Raw genomic sequence first — 20,307 nt, 5'->3', positions numbered from 1 at the left:
GCTCCTTGCCGGCGAGATCAGTTCCTCTTCGCCCTTCACGGCCGGCAATCGGCGGGCCCGGCCAGCGCCCGTTTGCGCGCCCCAATCATCAGCGGGAGTACCCCCTGGTGATGCGCAACGTCTTGCCTTTAACTGGCCCCTTGGCCAGTGGCGAAGGTGGCTGTTCCGGTGTCACTGTTTCACTTGCCGATGCAGACGGAGGGGGCTTTGCTGTCCGGCGCTCGCGCTGCACCTGCGCGATGTCGCTGGCCGCCCTCCTACGCTTTTTGGCCTGCTTGCGTCTGAGAGCCAGGAAAGCCTCGATTGGATTGTCGCCCGGGCCGAAGTCGAGTTCGCGCGCCCGCTTGGCCTTGAAGATCTGCTGGCGCAACCGCAACGAATGAGGTTCGTTTCGCCATTTGCCGCTAGCAAACAAGTCGTCCAACATGTGACCGTCTTCGGTACAGGCCCAGAGCCTCCTCAAGTCCGAGGGGTCATAGTGAATGCGCAGACGCGTGCCAATCAAGCCGCTGCTTCTGGCCAGCCGCTCACTGGTGTAGCGCACGTGATAGAAGGTAATGTACGGTCGCTCTCCACGGCCGAGGTTTCCATGGACGCGGCACAGTACTGGGTCATGCAGCTGTTCGAGATGTTCCCGTAGCGGCTTGGGGATCAGACGCAATCGGATCGCGTCGCGACCGATGCCAAGCACGTGCCGGTGCATCATCTCCAATGGGGTGAGACCACCCAGGCCAGCGTGAGGCGTGCCGTGATAGTTCCACACCGTCACATGCAGCAGCTCCTCCAGTTCCTGCGTGGTGACCAGTAGCCGCAGAGTGTCGTCCGGGTCGCGCAGACGTTTCAGCATGGCCTTTGCCGCATCCTTTCCTCGTATCGCCCCGGGGAGCCGCTGCGAAAGTGTTGCGGTGACCGTGCCAAAGTAGCGCTCGATGAATGGTCGGTCATCGGGCTGATACGCCGGACCGAAATCGGCCACGCAACCCAACGCCTCGCAGACGACATCGAGGCTGGTGGCCGCCAAGTGCGCTCGCGCATTGTCTAGCCGGATCTGTCGCCAGCAGGCGTAGCTGGTTTGCTCCAAGGCCTGCGAGACGAACCCACCGGTAGGCAGCAGGCGCAGGCCCGGCAGCGTGAGTTCGGGGGCCTTCGCCGGCGTCACGGCACGTTTGAAGGTTTCGATGGCGTCAAAGCGGTTACATTCGCGCGAGAAAGAAATGGTGTAGCCCAGGAGACAGCGCGTAGCAACATCGATGATGGCCAGCAACCAGACGCGCTCGATCTCATAGCTTTGTTCGCCGCCTAGTGGATCGTTGTCGATTACCTTCAGGCGCACGTCCATCTTATGGGCGTCAAACTCGACCGTATCGAACGCGTCAGCGCTACCCCGCTCAGGCAACTGCCGCAGCGCCGATGCGGGCTTGATCCTTTGGCCGGCAGCGCGCGCAGCCAAATCGAAATCGTCTTGCAACCATCCCCTGAGTGTGCGGGCCAAGGAACGAACAGCTCTGTCATGCTGGCTCAGCGGATAGTCGCCAGCGCCGAGACCCAATTCACGGCAGGACTGGTGGAAGCGCTGTATCACTGCCTTGAGGCCAACCAGACGGCCTTTCTCACCGGGCTGCAAATGGACCTTTCTCGTTTCGATCTCTTTGCGCAACTGCTCGGCCAGACTATGGTGACGCTGCAGCAACTGTCCGAAGGCCCCTGCGTTTCCCGCTGTGCTGTGCACCAGCACATGAGGCGCCCTGTTCCGTTCATAGGCCTGTACATGGACATGCGGTACCAATGCGCGATAGCCCCACAGGCGGCCGTCTGGGTGTGCGCTCAGTGCGCGACGGACCATACGGTGTAGCCGTGAACTGTAGTAATCCCGGTACCAATTCGTAGAAATGTTCCTCCGAGCGCTTAATCACGCGGAAAGTATCATCTTTACTACTGCGGTTCGGAGAAATCGTGTCCCCTGCTCGACTACTCTCACTCTGCGGCAAGGCCACCTCGTATTCGGTTCTCGGCGGTGATTGCAGCCCTATTTTAGGCATGTTTCGCGCGAACACCTCCTTTTGATAAACCAGAGCGGAGCCGCGTAGTCAGAGCGAAAAGTAGTAAAGATGAAACGATGTGACTGACCAGCGATCGTTCCAACATTACTACTCGCCCACTGAGAGTATCAACATTACTACTCGCAGAATCGTCGCAATGTTAGTACGCGTGGGACTAACCCCTTGATTTTATTAATCTTGCGCCGTACTACTCTTATTACACTTCACGGATGCGCGACGGGCCGTAGATCAGGGCGCCCATGATCCTGTAGCGCAGACATCGAGTGACCAGTTCGTAGAGTTCTTCAATAGCCGGCGTGGCGATACGATAGTTGCCGGTGACCAACGGGTGCAGCGATGGATCGATCGGACGCGGTATTTGAAGCGACATGATGACTCCCTTGCGGAGGACAGGGTTAAAAGACTTGGCCAGTACCGATAGACAGCTTCTTCGGCCGCGTCGGTGTTTTCTTCTGCTCGGAAGCCTTGTCTACTTTCTGCTCTGACTCGGCGTTCGTTGCGGTCTGAGCGGCGGATGCTCCCCGCCCCATCGCAGTTCGCGCCGTCGGCGCGGATGACAGAATCCGCTTTGCTTCCGCCAGTTCGAATGCCGCCTTCCGTGACTTCTTTGCCTGCGCCATCTTTCCGTCGACATAGTCTCCGATAGGATCCGCATCAACTGGCCCACGCGACCGCTTCTTGTCTTTCTTCTCCTGATTGATTTGCTGGCGTAGTTTCAGGTTATGCCGTATCACGCCCCAAGCCCCTTGCGCCTCCAAGACCCCAAACTCAGCGCCGTCTGGTTGGAACGCGCGGACACAGCGAAGATCATCGGCATTCAGGTAGATAAGCAAGCTCTTGCCGATCAAATCCGTGCTACGCGCAAGGACGCTGCTTGTGTAGCGCACACCATACAAGTTGATGTGCGGTCGAACGCCCTGCTGGAGATATGCTCGTACGGTGCAACGCTTGGCCGATTGCATTAGACAAAGGGTACGGCGACGATGCTCTGGCAGCCATGTCACCAACTGTTCCTTGCCGCGAATGAAATACTCCATCGCCTCAAGTGGCGTGACATTGTTCAGGCTGGCATGCGGCGTACCGTTATAGCTGGCGATCGCGTACTCGACCAATTCCTCCAACTCGTCAAACGACACGTACAAGCGTAGCTTTCCCTTCGGATCGGCCAGCGCGCGCCGCAAATCACGGGGATGCGAACCTGTGTAGCCAGGCAATCTGGAAGACAGCCTGCTCGCAATAGTCCCGAAGAAGCGTTCGATGTAGGGGCGATCATCAGGACTGTACTTCGGTCCTGCGTCTGCGCAACAGCCAACGAACTCACACAACGCGTCGAGCGTCTCCTTGGCGAGATTTGCCTTCGCATTGTCCAGCTTCATCCATTCCCAGGTTGTATACGCCAGTTCTGGGAGGCGCTGTGAGGGAAAGCCGTCGTGCGGACCGTAGGCCAAACCAGGAATCGTGAAGTCGCGCAGTCGATGCGGCTCCAGGGCCGACTCGATGGTCTTGATGACGTCGTAGCGACTATACTCGCGGCAAATCGCAAGATGAAAGCCCAGCACCGCACGCGTGCAGACGTCGATGATCGCTAGCAGCCAAACGCGTTCGATCTCGAATTCATGTTCAAAGCCCAATGCATCCCGTACGACCACCTTCAGCCGGATATCGAGTCGGTGGCCGTCGAACTCAACGACCTGGTAGGGGCGCATGGCCGGCCGACTTTCCGCCTTATCGTAGTGCGGCAGCCCTTTCAGGTGAGTGGCGCCAGCCGCCCGTGCCGCGGTGCGGAAACTGCGCGACAACTCGTCTTTGAGGCGCGCGGATAGCGACCGAATGGCACCACCTTCCGTATTGAAGGGGTAATCCACTGCCGTCAGGCCGAGGGATCGGCATTGCCACAGAAACTCCCCGTGCAGGGCATGCAGGCCGACCAATCGCGTATGAAGTCGTCCATTGGTATGCACCTGTTTGAGCAACACGCGGCGCTGCTTTATTTTTAGGAGCAGCCATCCTGCCAGCGCCGGATAGCTTTCTAAGAAGAGCGCGAACGCGCCTGCTTTACCCCGTCCATCTTCGCTGGGCCGACCATTGACGGGACTTATGCGGACGTACTCATTGACCCGCACGTACCTCAGCAAGGCGCGGAATCCAAAGATGCGTCCGTCAGGATGCAGCGCCAAGCCTCGCTCGAGCCACCGATAGAGCTGTCGGCGGTCCACGCCGGTTTCCTTCTCGATTTCCTTTACACTTTCTCCGCTCGCATAACGCTCGATGGCCTGTACTCTGACCTTTGCGACCTCGCGCACTTCGGCGTCAAGCTCCGTCCAGGCTATGCTAGGCCACGCGTTCAAATCGAGTGATTGGAGCTCAGGCTTTCGGCGAGGCATCATCGGACTCCCTGAGTGCAAACTTCGTCATCCACGACAATGCGTCGGTTCGCAGTTCCTCAGCATGCACGCGACCGGTATGCAGCAGATTGAAGATGGCGGCGCGCACAAGCACTGGGTCGCCTTTCGAGAACTCTCGCTCGATGGCTGAAAGCGGCTTTGGACTAGCGACAAAGCGCTCGACGGCGTCAAGTAATGACACCGACACGAGACCTTGCGTGGCTACGATACTGGGCAGCATACGCAGCCAGTTTTCGATCCAGACGCGTGATGCAGCGTGTTCGGCCGCGTCGACCAACCGGACGTTGAGCACATCAGCGCTCAACTCGAGGCCCTCCTTCGATTCTTCATCGATCACCGGATCCGGCAGGAGGATCAACTCTTGACGATCGGCGTACGAGACCAGGAAGTCTGCTAAGTGCCGCCTCTCTCGAAACTGTATGAACCCGGGGCGCTCACAAAAGTGGCCGATTGCCGGATCGGATTCAATCAAGACCCATTGATCGAACGCACAGCGTCGGTAGAAAGTCAGCCGCCGCTTCAGCTTTGGACTGAAGGCTTCGAAGCGGTGCGCACCGCGCGGGCGAACGAGCGCAACCGGCTCCGCTATATGCAGAGAATCTTCCATGAGATCAATGCCTTACGAGCGGGATTCGAAGTCTAGGACGCCAATTGACGAAATTAATCCGGACTAATGCGAATTGACGATTTTGCTTCGCGAGGAGTGCAAGCAATAGTGTCAATTCACCGGCCGGATTTCTATATTCGATGCGGGTTCCAGCTGGATTCCGGAGTGACAGACTTGCTCCGTTCTACGCGTGCCGCTGTGCGGAAGCTACGCAGCAGCTCGACTTTAAGCCGCGCGGATAGCGACCGAATGGCACGGCCATCCGTATTGAAGGGGTAGTCCGCCGCCGTCAGACCGAGGGACCGGCACTGCCACAGAAACTCCGCGTGCAGGGCATTCAGGCCAACCAAGCGTGTCTGAAGTCTTCCATCGGTATGAACCTGTTCGAGCGACACACGGCGCTGATTTACCTTTTGGAGCAGCCAGCCCGCGAGCGTCGGAAAGCGCTCTAAGAAAAGCGTGAACGCGCCCGCTTTACCACTTCCGTCTTCACCGGGCCGGCCATTAATCGGACTTACGCGGACGTACTCATTGACGCGCACGTGCGCGAACAATGCCCGGAATCCAAAGATACGTCCGTCAGGATGCGGAGCCAAGCCTCGCTCGAGCCACCGATAAATCTGTCGACGGTTGACGCCGGTTACCTTCTCAATGTCCTTGACACGTTCGCCGCGCGCGTAGCGCTCGACGGCCTCTATTCTTCGCTTCATGACCCCGCGCGCTTCGACGTCAAGTTCGGTCCATGCAATGCTTGGCCAGGCGCTCAAGTCGATTGATTGAAATTCAGGCTTGCGGCGAATCATGAGCGGTCTCCGCGACTGCAAACTTCGTCATCCACGACAATGGATCGGTTCGCAATTCCTCAGCATGTACGCGGCCGGTTTGCAGTAGACTGAAGACAGCGGCGCGCACAAGCACGGGGTCACCATTCGAGAACTCGCGCTCGATGGCAAGAAGCGACTTTGGACTTGCGACAAAGCGCTCGACCGCGTCGAGCAGTGACACTGACACGAGACCTCTCGTGGCTACGATGCTTGGCAGCATGCGGTGCCAGTTGTCGACCCAGATGCGCGATGCTGCCTGATCGGCCGCATCGACCAGCCGGACATTGAGCACATCAGCGCTGAACTCGACGCCCTCCTTCGCTTCTTCATCGATAACTGGATCCGTCAGGAGCACCAACTCCTGACGGTCGGAGTACGAGACCAGGAAGTCTGCAAGGTACCGCCGTTCGCGGAACTGAATGAACCCGGGACGCTCACAAAAGTGGGCAATTGCCGGATCGGATTCGATCATGATCCATTGGTCGAACGCACAGCGTCGGTAGAAAGTCAGCCGCCGCTTCAGCTTCGGACTGAAGGCTTCGAAGCGGTGCGCACCGCGCGGGCGGACAAGCGCAACCGGCTCCGCTATGTGCAGAGATTCTTCCATAAGATCAATGCCTTACGAGCGGGATTCGAAGTCTAGGACGCCAATTGACAAAATTAATCCGGACTAATGCGAATTGACGACTTTGCTTCGCTGAGAGTGCAAGTAATATTGTCAACTCATCGGCCGGACTTCTATATACGGCGCGGGTTCCAGGCAGATTCCGGAGTGACAGAATGGCTTCGTTCTACGCTATCCGCGCGATAGCGCGACGATTGCATTCGCGCCGCTGCCCTCTTGAATAAGGAGTTTCAGGATTTCGCTCAGCGGCACGTCCCGTGGATTGGGCAACGACGTGTGTCTTGGCCCTGGCAAACACCGTCCCGGGCTTTTTAACGGCTTCCCTCAACAACGGGATCACCGCGCGCTTACACTTCACGTCACACAAATTGCGGAAGACCCACTCTTACTACATTTCACGGCTCGCACGGACCTTGTTCCTCAACACAAGCCGGGGCTCCTTGGACTTCCAAGGCAATCTGGTGCCAGGATACGTTCGCCAAATGACGGGCGTATAGGCGATGGGGGCGCTGCCGGACCATCCAGCGCTCGACCGAAACGCTATCGGCCAAGCATGTAATCACTCAGCGATCGCAATAATCTGGTTCAATTGCTCGCAGGCAGCTGCAAAGACCTCCAAGGGCGCCTGCTTCCAGGGGTGGGCCTTTGCGTTGCGGGCTCGCCAGTCAAACGACTTGGGTTGATGGGCCAGAACATAGCTGTCCTTTCCCTTTGGCCCCTGAAACTTGATCGCAAACGGGTTGGTCTCATTGTAGGCTGCCGTCGTCATTGGCAAACCAATTACGATGCTGGTCCGTTCATTAAACGGCCGCGGCGAAAGGACTAGCATCGGGTGCATGTCCTTCATTTCGCGGCCGGCTTGCGGATTGCAGTCGATCCAAATGATGTCGCGACGCTCAGGCGCCCACAACTTTCCCGCCATCACATGGTCTCCACGCCGACACGCTGCGTGGCCATGGTCTCGCCCCCATGCTTGACTGGGTCAAACAGAGCCAACTTCTCCGCGAGCGTGAGGGCGCGGCGTCCGACCGGACGCACAGTTACACCAATCTCATCCACAGAAACTTCTACTTCCTGCCCCTCAGCGAAGTGGGCGGAACGAGCCACTGCGGTGGGAATCCGGACAGCTAAGCTATTGCCCCACTTCTGAATAGTCAGGGTTGCACTTTTCCGCATGATAGAAGGCCTCGGTCAACGTTGATACAAGTATAAACATCATCGCCTCAAGTTTCAACGCGTCTATACGTCATGCACCATCAGGCGGACTGTGGCGACGACAGGCAAGATATCCGCCCTGACTTTCATCTCCCAGATGCCGAGACGGCCGAGAGTTGCTCATTGAGCACATGTCGTCCCAGCGCGGGCAAGGTAGACCCGTTCACCGATGGTGCCAGGCTCGACGAGCGACCTCTACACCGACGGCGCACGCAGCATTCATGAGACCGCGACACTTTATCGCCGGGGCCTGAACCCTGCCCTGACAGTTGCACGTCCGACTATCTGCTGGGCTGGCATCACCGACGTACTTCGCTGGTTTGAATTCGTTAGCGCAGTCGCGTCATTGCAGCGTTGAACGGGGAACTCTCGCCCGACCGCATTTCAGCGCTGGAGCTAGCTGCCTCGCATCACGACAGGTACACCGCTGGATCATATGCCCTGCATTGCTATGCGCACTTATCTGCACCGCTTGATCGCAGCCGCGATCTCCTCCCCTTTCATCAAGAACCCTTCCACCATTCTGCGCATAGAGCAAGAGAGTCTCCGCACCGATACTTGGTAGCTGCTCGCCTAAAATTTTGACAGAACGTTCCTGGAGCCTTGCCATGTCCTGCCGCCAAGTGCTTCGCGCTTGCCACGCCTTGGGCGTTGCGTTGGCCGGTCTCACGATTCTCGTCGGGGTGGCGCTCGCTCTCGGAGGCTGTGAGGGCGTCCCGCGAAATACTGCCGCGACGCCGCCCCCACCCCGCCAACCAATTGCGACCGGCGATGACCAGTATCCTGCACCGCGGTCCGAGCGTGACACGCGTCCCGCGTCGGCACCAGCACGCTAAGCAATCGGCCAGCCGTGACCATTCCATCTACATTTGGCGCTACGAGAGATTCTTCAACAGCTCTCTCGCCTGACGGACATCCACGGCATCAGCCCCTTCCGAAAAGGCCGCTTGAATCTCGATTAGCGTCTGCCGTGCAGCATCGCTCTTGCCTTGTCGTTGGCAAAGTCTCGCAAAGCTTAGCGCGCCCTGCAACTCAATGGATTTGGCGCCTTGCTGACGGGCGAGAATGATTGCCTTCTGGAAACACGCCTGCGCTGCTTCCTCCCTGGGGTCACTAGGCAGCGCCAACATCAACTCTCCTTGGAGGCGATGGAGCGTCGCTTCATCGAAGCACTCGCCGGTGTTACTGACCAACGCCAGCGCGTCATCCAGCACGCGCAGTCCTGCTTCCGGCTGCCCTGCCCTTCCATAGGCATCGGCGAGCAGTCCCAGGAGAGACGGTCGTCCCAGGGCAGCCCCTGTGGCTTCGTGAGCGCGAAGTCCCTGATGGATCAGTGCAATCCCCTCTTCACCGTTGTCTTGCCTGGCGAGCCCCCAACCGCGAAGGATCGTTGCCCACGCCAGGTAGTGCGGAAACCCCTGTTCGCTTGAAAGCGCGAGCGCCGCATTGGCATATTCCAGCGCCGGTTCCGGCTCGCTTCGGTGCTGATGCAGTTCGGCTGCGAAGATCAGACTCAGGGCAAGCGCAAATGGATCGGAAACCTTCCTGGCCATAGCGAGTGCCTCTTCGCAGCGGATCAAGGACTGATCTGGCAACCCCAAGTACCAGAGAACCCAGCTCAAGGTGCTCCGCACGTGGACAGCCGGGTTTCGCGCATAGCGTAGAAAGTGGCCATATGACTGGCGGTCGGGGCGGTGTAGTGCCAGCGCCTGCTCCAAATGGACACGAGCCTGGCTGATCTCGCCCAGACGGAACACGGTCGCCCCGAGCACGCGATGCGCCTCGGCAAGCTGCTCCGGGTCTTGCGCGCCCTGTGCGAGGCCGAGCAGCCGCTCGCCCAAGGCTTGCGCCGTTCTGAGTTGGGAACGCAACAAGTAGAAGGACCACAGGCCAAGTTGCGCAGAAAAGAACTGTGGGGTTTCGCCGCCTTGCTCGCTCAACGCGAGGGCGCGCGTGTAGGTCGCCTCTACCTCGGGCGCGCCATAGCCTCGCGCAGCCATCCAGGCCGGACCTAGGGTCAACAGCAGCGTGAGTTCTTCACGCAGGCGCTCCCGCGTGTCAGGGAAAGTCTTCAGCAGATCAAGGGCGGCATTGAGATGCCCGATCGCTTCGAGTTGCGCAGAACGCTGCATGGCTTGCTTGCCAGCCAGCTGCAGGTATTCGACCGCCTTAAGGACATTGCCGCTTTGACTATAGTGGTGCGCCAACTCGCTGCAGTACTCCTTCAGCCTGTCGGGAAACAGTGCCTCAATCGCCTGGGCCGTGCGCTCGTGCAAAATACTACGCTGCGCCGAAAGCAGGGAGTTTCCCGCCACTTCCTGCGTCAGTGCATGCTTGAACGCGTACTCCACGTCGGGGAATGCAGGACGCTCATAAATAAAGTCCCCTGCCTGGAGGTCCGCCAATAGAGGGTGTAGCGATGCATCGTCCTGCCCCGTGACATGCTGGACCAGACTGGAAGGGAACTCCTTGCCGATGATCGCCAGCGTCTGCAGCAGTTCCTTTTGGGGGACCGGCAGGCGGTCGATACGGGCCGCCAGCACCCCCTGTACCGTTGTGGGAATATGAAGCGTCAACGGGGCCCTCTCAATCCGGTAGCTTCCGGACTGGCCAACCAAAGCATTCTCCTCGGCCAGGGTCTGCACGACCTCCTCCATGAAGAACGGATTCCCTTCAGTCTTTGACAAGATCAACTGTTTCAACGGCACCAGCGACCCATCGTCCCCAAGCAGCGCGGTGAGCAGCCGCTGGGCTTCTGCTTGGCCTAGAGGCTCCAGATGCAGCTGGGTATAGCAGGGCTTGCGGCCCCAGTCATGCCTGTACTCGGGACGATAGTTGACAAGCAGAAGAACCTTGGCTGCCGGCACCTCCTCGATCAGGACATTGAGAAAAGCTTCCGTCTCACTGTCCAGCCATTGCAGGTCTTCGAACAACACCATGAGTGTCTGGTTCTGGCTCTCGCGAACCAACAGCCGTGCGACCGCCTCAAAGGTCCGCTGGCGTCGAATGGCGGGATCCATCGTCTGCAATGCCGAACCCGGATCGATGATGCCGAGCAGATAGAGCAGATAGGGCAGATGCTCCTCCAGTGAGCGATCCAGAATCAGCACCCTGCCGGTGGCCTTCTCGCGATACCGGCGTTCGTCATCCTGTGCCGTGATCTGAAAGTAATTCCGCAGCAGGTCGATCAGAGGTAAATAAGGAAACGCCTTGCCATGCGAAACCGAAAAGGTCTCGAGCACCATGCAGCCTTGCTGCGAGCGCGCCTTGAACTCGTGGAACAGGCGCGACTTGCCAACTCCCGCCTCCCCCACCACCCCGACGATCTGGCCATGCCCTTCCCTGGCCATGGCCAGCGCCGCGCCGAGGCGCTCGAGTTCGGCTTCGCGGCCGACAAAGCGGGCAAGACCACGGTGGGCGCCCACCTGCAGCCGGGTGCGTAAAGGCCCCAGGCCGAGCACCTCATACACTGCCAACGGTTCTCGCAGGCCCTTGATTTGGGTACGCCCGAGCGCCTTAAACTCGAAATACCCTTCCGTCAGCCTGTGGGTCGATTCGCTAACCAGGATGGAAGACGGCGTCGCGACCCCTTCCATCCGCGCCGCGATATGCATCGTATGGCCCACCGGGTCGTAGTCAGTGCGCAAATCGTCCTTGCGGATCGAGCGGACCACCACTTCCCCGGTATGGACGCCGACCCGGATCTGTAGCGGGATACCCTGCTCCAGGCGGACTTTGTCGCTGTGAACGCGCATGGCCTGCTGCATGCGCAGCGATGCAAACAACGCCCGTAGCGCATGATCCTCGTGCGCGATCGGCGCTCCGAACAGAGCCAGGATGCCGTCGCCCAGGGATTTGGCCACATACCCCTCGTAGTGATGCACGGCTTCCATCATCAGCGCCACAACGGGGTCAATCAGGCTGCGCGCTTCCTCCGGATCCAGGTCCTGAATCAACGCAGTAGAACCGGCCATGTCTGCAAAGAGTGCCGTAATGGTCTTGCGCTCCCCGCCTGCATCTCTGCCCTTGGCCTCCATCGCGGCGCGCTCTGCACGGATCCGCTCGGCCAAGTGTGGTGGCGTGTAGAGGACCGGAGCAGGCACCGGGGGCTCGGATGCTGAAGCTGCGTTCGTCAAGAGCGCCCCGCATGCGCCACAGTACTTTGCAGTGGGGCTGGATTCGTGACCGCAGCGCTCGCAGACCTGCACAAGCCTTTGACCACACTGCTCGCAGAACCGGACTCCCGCGGGGTTCTCAAATTGGCAATGTGTGCAGTGCATATCGCCCCTTACTGCTTTTTGCCGCTACCAATCCATTAAAGATGCAATCACACCCTTAGCAAGACGTCTATCCGTCCCATTACAGGACAGCCTTCGCTTTCTCAGTCCTCCTCTATCCGCACCGCCAACAGCTTCCCTTGCGGGTCGCCTGCCCGGATGGGCAGCGATACGGACTTACCGTGTTCCACATTGTTTGCAAGAATGGGGTAGGTTCAGTCTGTCCACCGGTAGCGCTTCTTGTCCGTGTTGCCCCATATTTCAGAGGGCAAGCCAGCTACGTTCCCTGTTGGGTAGGGCCTGTCAGTGCCTTTGGCCCCTCTGTAATAGCGATGGTTGCGACCGTTCAGATACCTTAACCTTGCCATCCAGCCTAGCGCCCCATCCGCATCGACACTCGCAGATGCGCCTCAGCCTCGCGGCTTCGACGTGACTGACGTCGGGCTACATTGTCCCAGTGGCTCCAAACAGGGCTGTTACCGGCCCCGCATGCACTGGTAGGCTACGGGCGACGGAACGCCCGGTTTCCTCCCTCCCTTGAGAAGTGAAACAACAAACAATGCGACCTCACGTCGCAAAAAATAATTTACATTGCCGATAAGTGACGAATTCTACCCGGACCGGAAAGCCCTCTCTTAAAGTTGGTTATAACTCAAGCACTTAGCCTTCCCTTCGTTCGCTGCCGTGGATCAAGATCCGGTCTCCGTCATCAACTCACTCGCACTGACTTTGCTGTCGTGCGTGCCTATGCCCAAGGCATGAGACCGCAGGACATCGTCAATCGCTATCTGGTCGGCCACGATGACGAGGAGCTGTTGAGCGAGTCGGAAGCGATCCAGCGCATTCTCGGCCTGCGGGATCGCTTGGTCCAGTTTGCGCTACAGCACAACCAGCCTGAGATCGCCGCGATGGTCGAGAGCTTGCGTGCGCGCACGGATGTTGGCATGACGCGGCGCATCGATGCGCTGTCCTCGCTGGAACAACTCGACCAAAGTCGTCCCGAGCCTCAGCATGAAGTCTCGCTCTGGTTCCGGCCGAGCCTGGCGCGCCGGCTGGCGGCCGCCAATCTGCGGCGCATCGCCGAACTTACGGCACTTGCCAATGCCCGCGGCAGTAGTTGGTGGCGCGCGGTGCCGCGAATCGGAGTCAAGTCAGCGGAAATCATCACCGCATGGCTCATTCGCCACTGTCCGGTAATGGGCGACCGCAGCCTGCACGCCTATGTGATCCCTCCTTCGGGCGACCGCCGGCGCGCGCCGCTGGCGCCCCTGCCTCTGGGGCCAGCCATGGCCTACCCGGTTCCGCTGGAATGCATGCTCGCGCCTTGCCCGAGCCTACCGACTTCAGTACAGCATGCTCTGAGCGCCGACTTGGCCTTCATCCGTGCCTGGTTGGGCACGCATGCGGGGACGCCCCGAACATTGCAAAGCTATCGCCGGGAGGCTGAGCGCTTGTTGCTATGGGCAGCCCGACAGCGCAAGGCGTTGCAGCGACTGACATTCGAGGACTTGTGTGCCTACCAGGATTTTTTGGCTGCTCCGGAACCCCTCCTCTTCTGGTGTGGGCCCAGCGGGCCACGCGATCGCGAGCACTGGCGCCCCTTTGAGCGGGCCTTGCGCCCTAGCTCGATCGCCGCTGCTATGCGAGTCGTGCGGGCGCTGCTGGGCGCTATGGCCAAGGCCGGGCACCTGCGCAAGCCGGCGCGCCCCACCAACGCCACGCTGACGTGCCAGCAACAGTCATTGCGACGACCGCACGCCGCACACCGGGAGGCATTTTTCGCGTGGCTCGACTCCCCCGGTCAAAGCGAGCGGCATCGCGCTGCTCATGGGCCGCTCGGGTTTCGACCTGGTTGAATTGCCATCCCTCCGGGGCGCCCATTTGCGGTACCAAGATAACCGCGTCGGTCTTGTTAGACCCCCAGGGCCAGAAGAACCCGTCTGGCTGCATCCAGAGACTTGGCAGGCCTTGTGCAGACACATGACCGACGCCTGGATGCCCGGCAACTCCCTGCTGAAGCCGCGCTGCTGGCACCACGAGGCTTCCCTGCGACCAGGCGCGGCCGTCGCAAGCAGTTGGCAGGAAGCGCGGCGGGGTATTCGGCGAGCGGGCTCGATCATCTGTTACGCGCCGTGTGGCGTCAATTCTGTCGCGCACACGATCTGCCCGTGCACAGTTTGACACCGCGCCAGATCGCCGGCCTAGCATCTGCCTGACATCGCTGAGCTGCTGGATAGTTGTCCGTTGCCCTCACCTTTGCTTTCTTTAACTAATGTCGCTGCTGAGGCACGCACAGGACAAATTGTCGTCGCGACCAAATTGTTTCCCCGGACGTTTGTTGCAAATCAAGCACTTATAAGCGGCTTATGGCTAGCACTCAGTTGCCCCATCTGTCCGACCTCTGAGAAGATTTTGTGGTGCGACGACGAGATTTTAGGCTTTTCTGCAACTGGCCCCGGCGTTTGCTGCCAAATGCGGGATGTGCGGCGTGCACTTTCCACTTCGAAGCATTTGGCGCGGTCCGAGGGATTGCACATGCCTTCGTGTAGCACCTTGGTTGAGACGCCTCACAACCTACCGACCCAACTCGCTCGTATGACAGCCCTGCCGTCTTTCGTACTCGCCCCTGCTACCCCCTGTCATCGGAAAGCTGCTTTCCCGGGCATGCGGATGGCAAAGGTCACCAATATTGGCCGAGCGTCAAGACTGGATCAAAGGCAAGGTCACCAAATTTGTACGATCTTCAGTTTTGCCTGTGACGGCCATAAAGTAACCCCTCGCCAGTGCCCGTTCTCGCTATGGATAGCTCATTGAGTTGGATGGCGCAGCAGGCGGCACCATCTAAGGTCACCAATATTGTCCGATTCCGATATTCAGAAACAAGCAAAGTCACCGTGGATTGTCCGTTTGTGGGACGGTTCGGCGCTTAGTAGGGAAACGCATCAGCCCTAAGGAGGGCGTTGCAATGAGGCTTTGTACAAACTTTGTGACTTTGCCTAGGCCATCGCGCCATCGATTTGCGTGCATCCACCGGGGTATGTCGTGGGCGTAGTTGGCGCGGTTGTACCCGCTGCAAGGCACTGTGGCTCCAGTGGCGGGTTCCGGTTAGTTGCCGCCTTCTACACCCGGGACGTACTCGCTGACGAAGCCAATGGGAGGATGGAAGCTCTTCACTTACGCACGGTTTCCACGACCGTGTTCCGACTCGGAACACGAAGTCTTCCGGCGGGGCCGGTATTAGGAAAAGCTACCCAGAAGCACTGCCTGGTCGATCGGTTAGTCCCGTTTAGCAGTTGGTGTGATACCAATCGCCGCGAAGAAGAATGGAGCGGGAAGGTTGCGTGGCCCGGATATCGTCGCCAGTAGGCGGGTACCCGGATCAGCCAGGACCTGCATTTGCATGTCTGGGATACCTATGGTCTGTCTGGCTACGAACTTGGCGCCGGCACCATCAGTGAATACAGCCGCGGGCGGCTGAACGTGACCGTCAAGTTTACGCCGACACAGCGCAGCGAATCGAAGCGGGAACTGGGCATCGATCTGGGTCTCAAGACCTTCGCTGGGTCCGAAGGGTGTCGCAGGTCTTGGAATATGGGAATGGACATGCAGTGAATGTGGCACGACCCACGATCGTGACCGCAACGCTGCTCGGAACATTCTCGCGGTCGGATGTGACCGTCTCGCTGGAGGAATCCCCATCCTTTCCGCGCCAAGCGCGGCAGCCGCAGGCTGGGACGGGGAGGAGGTCAACAGAGAGGTAAGCCGTAGTGGTACACGGAGTCCTCGGCACGAATTTGAGCCCCCGATTGCGGGCCCGGAGGGTGACACATCGGAATCACGGGCCACGAGTCCGCTTCCTGCTTTTAAGTCGTGTACATCCGACGGACGTCGAATATGGGTCATGCAGATGACGTTTTGTTCCGAGTCGGAACACGATTGCATGGCCCACCATCGGGACTTCATTTCACCGATGATGTCGCCAACACATACGCGACTGACCAGGACCAGAGGTATTTTAGGGCCAGGCCCATGTTCCAACTCTTAACTCGCGGGGGCACGGCCGACTGTCGGGATGACGTTGCACCGATGTCTCCTGCACGTTTGCTGCTGACCGGCGCCAGGGCACTTCAGCTTGGGAAGGGCCGGTCTCGTGTTCCGACTCGGAACACGAATGCATGGCTGGACGTCGGGACTATATGGCACCGCAGTCGCCGACACATCCGTTGCTGACCGCCCTCACGGGGAATGCTACCGTCCCGGGTGAGCGCTAGGCTCGTGTTCCGACTCGGAACACGGTGCCTTCCGGTGGACCTGGAATTAGGAAGCGGTCCGGAACCACTGCTTCGGCAACGGTTTTGCTCGACGGGGTTGGGTGCGCCCGGATAAAGCCGTCATATACCTTGGTGTCCCGGCGTTCCGATGCCCGCCTCCTCACAAGCCGCTAGTCTTCGGGGCCGTGTGGGCCCCATGAACATCGATTTGGGTCCGTGCAGACGACATTGTGCTCGAGGGTGCTCCGAATCTGAACGCCAGGGTATGGTCGACGTCTGAACTAGATTACATCGATTGCGTCGGCGCACCAGCTCTGACCGGCCGCCGGCCGTCTAGGATATGTTGCACAAGTCGCACCGGCACATCCACTTCCCACGGCGGCAACGGGGGAATCCCGGAGCGCTCAGGGAAGACCAGGACAAGTGTTCCGACACGCAAGTGCTGGGCCGGCCGCCGGGACTACAATGCTCCGATGAGGCCGACACATTGGATTCGGAACCACGAGGAATTCAGACGCCGCAGCAGGAGGAGCCAGGATCGTGATCTGACTCGGACTATGCGTGCATGACCTGCCGTTGGGCCTACATTGCGCGGATAACGCCGACACATACCGAGCGGGCCATGCGGGATTTCAGATCACGCTGCGCAAGTACCAGACCCTGTTCCGACGTGGGAACACGATTGCATGGCCGTCCCTTGGGACTGCCTTGCATTGACGGTCCCGATACATCCGCTTCTGACTCAGGCCCACGGGGCATTCAGAACTACTGAGTAAGCGCCAGATTCGTGTTCCGACTCGGAACACGCGTGCACGACCTGTCGGCTGGCCTGCACTGCGCCGATAACGCCTACACATCCGATTCCGGCTGGGCCAGGGAATTACCTATAAGACCCATGTTCCGACTCGGAACACGGGCGCATGGCCATCCCTTGGGACTGAGTTGCACTGACGGCGGCGATACATCCGCTTCTGCCCCGAGGGCCACGGGGGCATTCAGCACGTACAGGTAAGCGCGAGATTCGTGTTCCGACTCGGAACATGGGTGCACGGCCATTCCTTGGGACTGCGACTGTACTGACTGCGCCAGAACATCCGCTTCGGCCCCTGGGCCACAGGGCATTCAGCCCCTACCGAGTAAACGCGAGATTCGTATTCCGACTCAGAACACGAGTGCATGGCATCCCTTGGGACTGCGCTGTACTGACGGCCTCGGAAAATACGCTTCTGACCCCGGGCCACGGGGGCATCCAGCCGATACCGAGTCAGCGCTAGACTCATGTTCTGACTCGGAACACGCATGCATGACCGGCCGCTGCGCCTACATTGCGCCGATAACGCCGGCACATCCGATTCCGACGGGGCCAAGGAACATCAGTCCGCTGCGCAAGTACCAGACCCGTGTTCCGAGTCGGAACACGGTTGCATGGCCCGCCGTCGGGACCACGTTGTACTGATGTCGCCGAGAAATCCGCTACTGAACGACGCCACAAGGAATGGAGACCGCGCTGGGAAAGAACCAGACTCGACTCGTGTTCCGACTCGGAAAAAAACCCCTCGTTGAGGGGTTCAACCTGATCTGGGAACAACGATGACTAACGATGCGGTCCGCCGTCAAAAAGCTCATTGATAACCGTCCGTATCCGTTCCTCCTGAGAAGCAGTCAGGACGGCGCTCTTGAGCTTGACGGTAAAACTCACCGAGTCCTTGGTGATGCTGCCGGCTTGAGCCTTACCGGCATAGACCTTATGGATGTCACGTTGCGAAGTTACGGGCATCGCTTCACGACGGAGTACCGACGCCTCTAGTAGCTTGGCGAACTTCGACTGTTCAAGGCTACCGTCTACAAGTTGCTTCCAGACCTCGCGAGCCACTGCCACAGCTGGCTCCCCGTGCTTCTTGAGCACGGCGTAGGTGTCACTTGCCGCAGTACCACTAAAAAGAGATGGGTTCGTCTCCAGATCCGCGCGCATGAACGCGGGCAAATTGTCGAAGGCGAAATACCGATAGAGCGTACTCCGGCTCATCCCCATGGATTCGGCCATCCGCTTCCTGTCCGGAAATTCCTTCTCGACACGGCGCATTGCCTTGCCGATTTCGTAGTCCGTGAGATCTTCACGGCTGACGTTCTCGGCCAAAGCAAGCACGGCCATATCTGCATCAGACGCATCAGAGACGAGCGCCTTGATTTCAGGCAGACCCAACACCTGATGGGCGCGCCAACGACGCTCCCCGGCAATAAGCTCGTAGTACGGCTCTCCGTTGTCCGGTGTGACTCGTCGAACCAGGATGGGCTGCATTAGGCCCAGTTCCTTAATGCTCTCGGCAAGCTCAGTGAGACTGCTCTCGTCAAACTTTAGCCGCGGCTGCCAAGGATTCGGCCGAATCTTCTCGACCGAGACCGTACTCGCAGCCCCTTCAGACTCTAATTCCTGAATCCGAAGCTGTGCCGCACTCAGCGCCGCCATCATCCCTGGCGCAGTCTTAGGACGGTCCGCTACCTGGGGGGCCACTTCGACTTTAATTTCATTAGCAGGAGTCAAATTTGCGGTTTGCTCCAGCATGCGCTTACGCATATTCATTTACGCATCCTCCCACTTTCCGGCGTAGAACTCATCGACCCAACGGCAATATTCGTCGAACGGAATCCGCACACGCTGGAATGTCTTGTTGCTGCCCTCGAACTTACTAATGTCGAACACCGTAGCAAGTGCGAGAGCCCCATTACTCATCACGGAGCTCGCTGGCACTTCAATTGGGCTCATCCAATCGCCATAGGCTCGCTGTACCCAGGAGCGGACAATCGGAGCCGAAGACGCCACGCCATAGTCAACCTTCGAAAGCAGAATGCTCACGAAGTCGTATGTTTTGTTTCCTTCGATGTTCTTGAAGCTGTCCGCCATATCGGAGAACAGGCTCCAGAACGACACCGAGCTAATGAAGTCGAGACTTTCCGGTACCAAAGGCATCACCATCGCGTCCGCAGCCATCAAGCCGTTGATGGTTAGGTAGGACAGCGAAGGCGCTGAATCCAACACGATATAGTCGTATTTCTTCCGCAGAGGCTCCAAGCCCTTACGCAATAGGGTCCAGAAGCGATAATTCGCCGACTTGCTTGCCATTGCCGGAATATGAAATTCGGCGGAGAACAACGATGGATGCGCAGGGATGACGTCCACCCCGTCCCAATACGTCTCCTGAATGACACTCTCGAGCGTAAAGTCATCAGGGCTGTAGATGTACGGCAGAACTGTGCTTTCCTCGACAATCATCTTCTCGGCATACAGGCCGCACAGTTCGGTCAGTGATGCTTGCGGGTCCAGGTCGACTAGCAGCACCTTCCGGCCGCGCAGACTCAGCCCCTGCGCCAGGCACATACTCGAAGTCGTTTTGCAGCTACCACCCTTGAAGTTTGCAGAAATAAGAACGCGACCGTTCGCTTCGCCCTTTCTCAGCAGCGGGGACGGCTTCACCTGCGAAGCTTGTTGAACCCACTTCCGGGTCTCAGCAAGCGTAAATTGGCGTACACGCCCGTGCAGCTCACCCGCAGGAAGTGTGCTCCCCTCTTTCGTTGCCAGATAATGAAGCCGCGCGCGGTCAATGCCACACATCTCGGCGACCTGCGTGGAGGTGAAAGTTGGCGGACTTTTGCGAGGGCGAGGTGCCAGGATATGTTCGCGAAGTTCCTCAGTAAGCTTTTGAAGCTTCTTCGAAAAGTCACTCATTGAACCAATCGTGACAGTCCGGTCGATCTCGGTTAATTCGCTCTTCACCAACATATTCAACGTTCCATGTGAAATTTTGGATGAAACGTAGAATACGCGACCCACGGGGAAACTTCACGTACTTGTACGCACTTTCGTCGAAAAAGTGACGCCGAAACAGTCACTATGTGCACGACTGGCCTTATCTGTTCAGTGAAAACCGTCCGCGAGGTAAATCCCGACAGGTAGGCTTAGTAGGTTAGCCGCCCGAGAAGTCCTTCCTCACATACGTGAAGGATTCAGAGCGGGCGCCCCTCGGA

Annotated in this window: 12 protein-coding genes and 2 pseudogenes; 3 read left to right on the top strand and 11 right to left on the bottom strand. The window is 58.9% G+C overall.

Annotated features, from left to right (window positions below; translation table 11 throughout):
• Nucleotides 1–88: 88 nt before the first annotated feature.
• From ACIGJB_RS31560 to ACIGJB_RS31520, 9 genes and pseudogenes are all read right to left on the bottom strand, one after another.
• A complete protein-coding gene (locus ACIGJB_RS31560; protein ID WP_483734841.1) occupies nt 89–1,843 on the bottom strand; it encodes a hypothetical protein in 1,755 nt (584 codons plus the stop codon).
• 425 nt (nt 1,844–2,268) lie between these two features.
• A pseudogene (locus tag ACIGJB_RS31555) lies at nt 2,269–2,430 on the bottom strand (ATP-binding protein); the annotation flags it as partial.
• 25 nt (nt 2,431–2,455) lie between these two features.
• Nucleotides 2,456–4,444, bottom strand: coding sequence for a helix-turn-helix domain-containing protein (locus ACIGJB_RS31550; protein ID WP_483735186.1), 1,989 nt, complete (start codon nt 4,442–4,444; stop codon nt 2,456–2,458).
• Nucleotides 4,425–5,072, bottom strand: coding sequence for a hypothetical protein (locus tag ACIGJB_RS31545; RefSeq protein WP_435386536.1), 648 nt, complete (start codon nt 5,070–5,072; stop codon nt 4,425–4,427). The genes ACIGJB_RS31550 and ACIGJB_RS31545 overlap by 20 nt, the downstream gene beginning before the upstream one ends.
• A gap of 131 nt (nt 5,073–5,203) precedes the next feature.
• Nucleotides 5,204–5,875, bottom strand: a complete 672-nt coding sequence (locus ACIGJB_RS31540) for a helix-turn-helix domain-containing protein (protein WP_483734840.1) — start codon at nt 5,873–5,875, stop codon at nt 5,204–5,206.
• Nucleotides 5,856–6,503, bottom strand: a complete 648-nt coding sequence (locus ACIGJB_RS31535; RefSeq protein WP_483734839.1) for a hypothetical protein — start codon at nt 6,501–6,503, stop codon at nt 5,856–5,858. Before ACIGJB_RS31535 ends, ACIGJB_RS31540 begins: the two co-directional genes overlap by 20 nt.
• A 577-nt stretch (nt 6,504–7,080) precedes the next feature.
• Nucleotides 7,081–7,443, bottom strand: a complete 363-nt coding sequence (locus ACIGJB_RS31530; protein WP_456807919.1) for a type II toxin-antitoxin system PemK/MazF family toxin — start codon at nt 7,441–7,443, stop codon at nt 7,081–7,083.
• Complete coding sequence (locus ACIGJB_RS31525; protein WP_483734838.1) at nt 7,443–7,697, bottom strand: AbrB/MazE/SpoVT family DNA-binding domain-containing protein; 255 nt, start codon at nt 7,695–7,697, stop codon at nt 7,443–7,445. Before ACIGJB_RS31525 ends, ACIGJB_RS31530 begins: the two co-directional genes overlap by 1 nt.
• A 914-nt stretch (nt 7,698–8,611) precedes the next feature.
• Nucleotides 8,612–12,016, bottom strand: a complete 3,405-nt coding sequence (locus tag ACIGJB_RS31520) for an adenylate/guanylate cyclase domain-containing protein (protein ID WP_483734837.1) — start codon at nt 12,014–12,016, stop codon at nt 8,612–8,614.
• A 755-nt stretch (nt 12,017–12,771) separates the two neighbouring features.
• Here ACIGJB_RS31520 and ACIGJB_RS31515 point away from each other — a divergent pair.
• From ACIGJB_RS31515 to ACIGJB_RS31505, 3 genes and pseudogenes are all read left to right on the top strand, one after another.
• Nucleotides 12,772–13,869: a phage integrase family protein gene (locus tag ACIGJB_RS31515; protein WP_483734836.1), complete on the top strand. Its 1,098-nt coding sequence runs from the start codon at nt 12,772–12,774 to the stop codon at nt 13,867–13,869.
• A gap of 1,540 nt (nt 13,870–15,409) precedes the next feature.
• The gene (locus tag ACIGJB_RS31510; RefSeq protein ID WP_483734835.1) at nt 15,410–15,625 is read left to right on the top strand and encodes a hypothetical protein; all 216 of its coding nucleotides are present in this window, start codon (nt 15,410–15,412) and stop codon (nt 15,623–15,625) included.
• Nucleotides 15,579–15,716 (top strand): annotated as a pseudogene (locus tag ACIGJB_RS31505) (zinc ribbon domain-containing protein); the annotation flags it as partial. The gene ACIGJB_RS31510 and the pseudogene ACIGJB_RS31505, both read left to right, overlap by 47 nt.
• Before the next feature lie 2,162 nt (nt 15,717–17,878).
• Here ACIGJB_RS31505 and ACIGJB_RS31500 read toward each other — a convergent pair.
• Nucleotides 17,879–18,865, bottom strand: coding sequence for a ParB/RepB/Spo0J family partition protein (locus ACIGJB_RS31500; RefSeq protein WP_483734834.1), 987 nt, complete (start codon nt 18,863–18,865; stop codon nt 17,879–17,881).
• Entirely contained in the window at nt 18,866–20,062 is a 1,197-nt protein-coding gene (locus ACIGJB_RS31495) for a ParA family protein (protein ID WP_483734833.1), read from the bottom strand.
• Nucleotides 20,063–20,307: the final 245 nt, after the last annotated feature.

This window comes from Cupriavidus sp. C2SS-8b (assembly GCF_057073745.1).
Note: the sequence above shows the minus strand (reverse complement) of the source record. Positions and strands in the feature narration are given on the sequence as shown.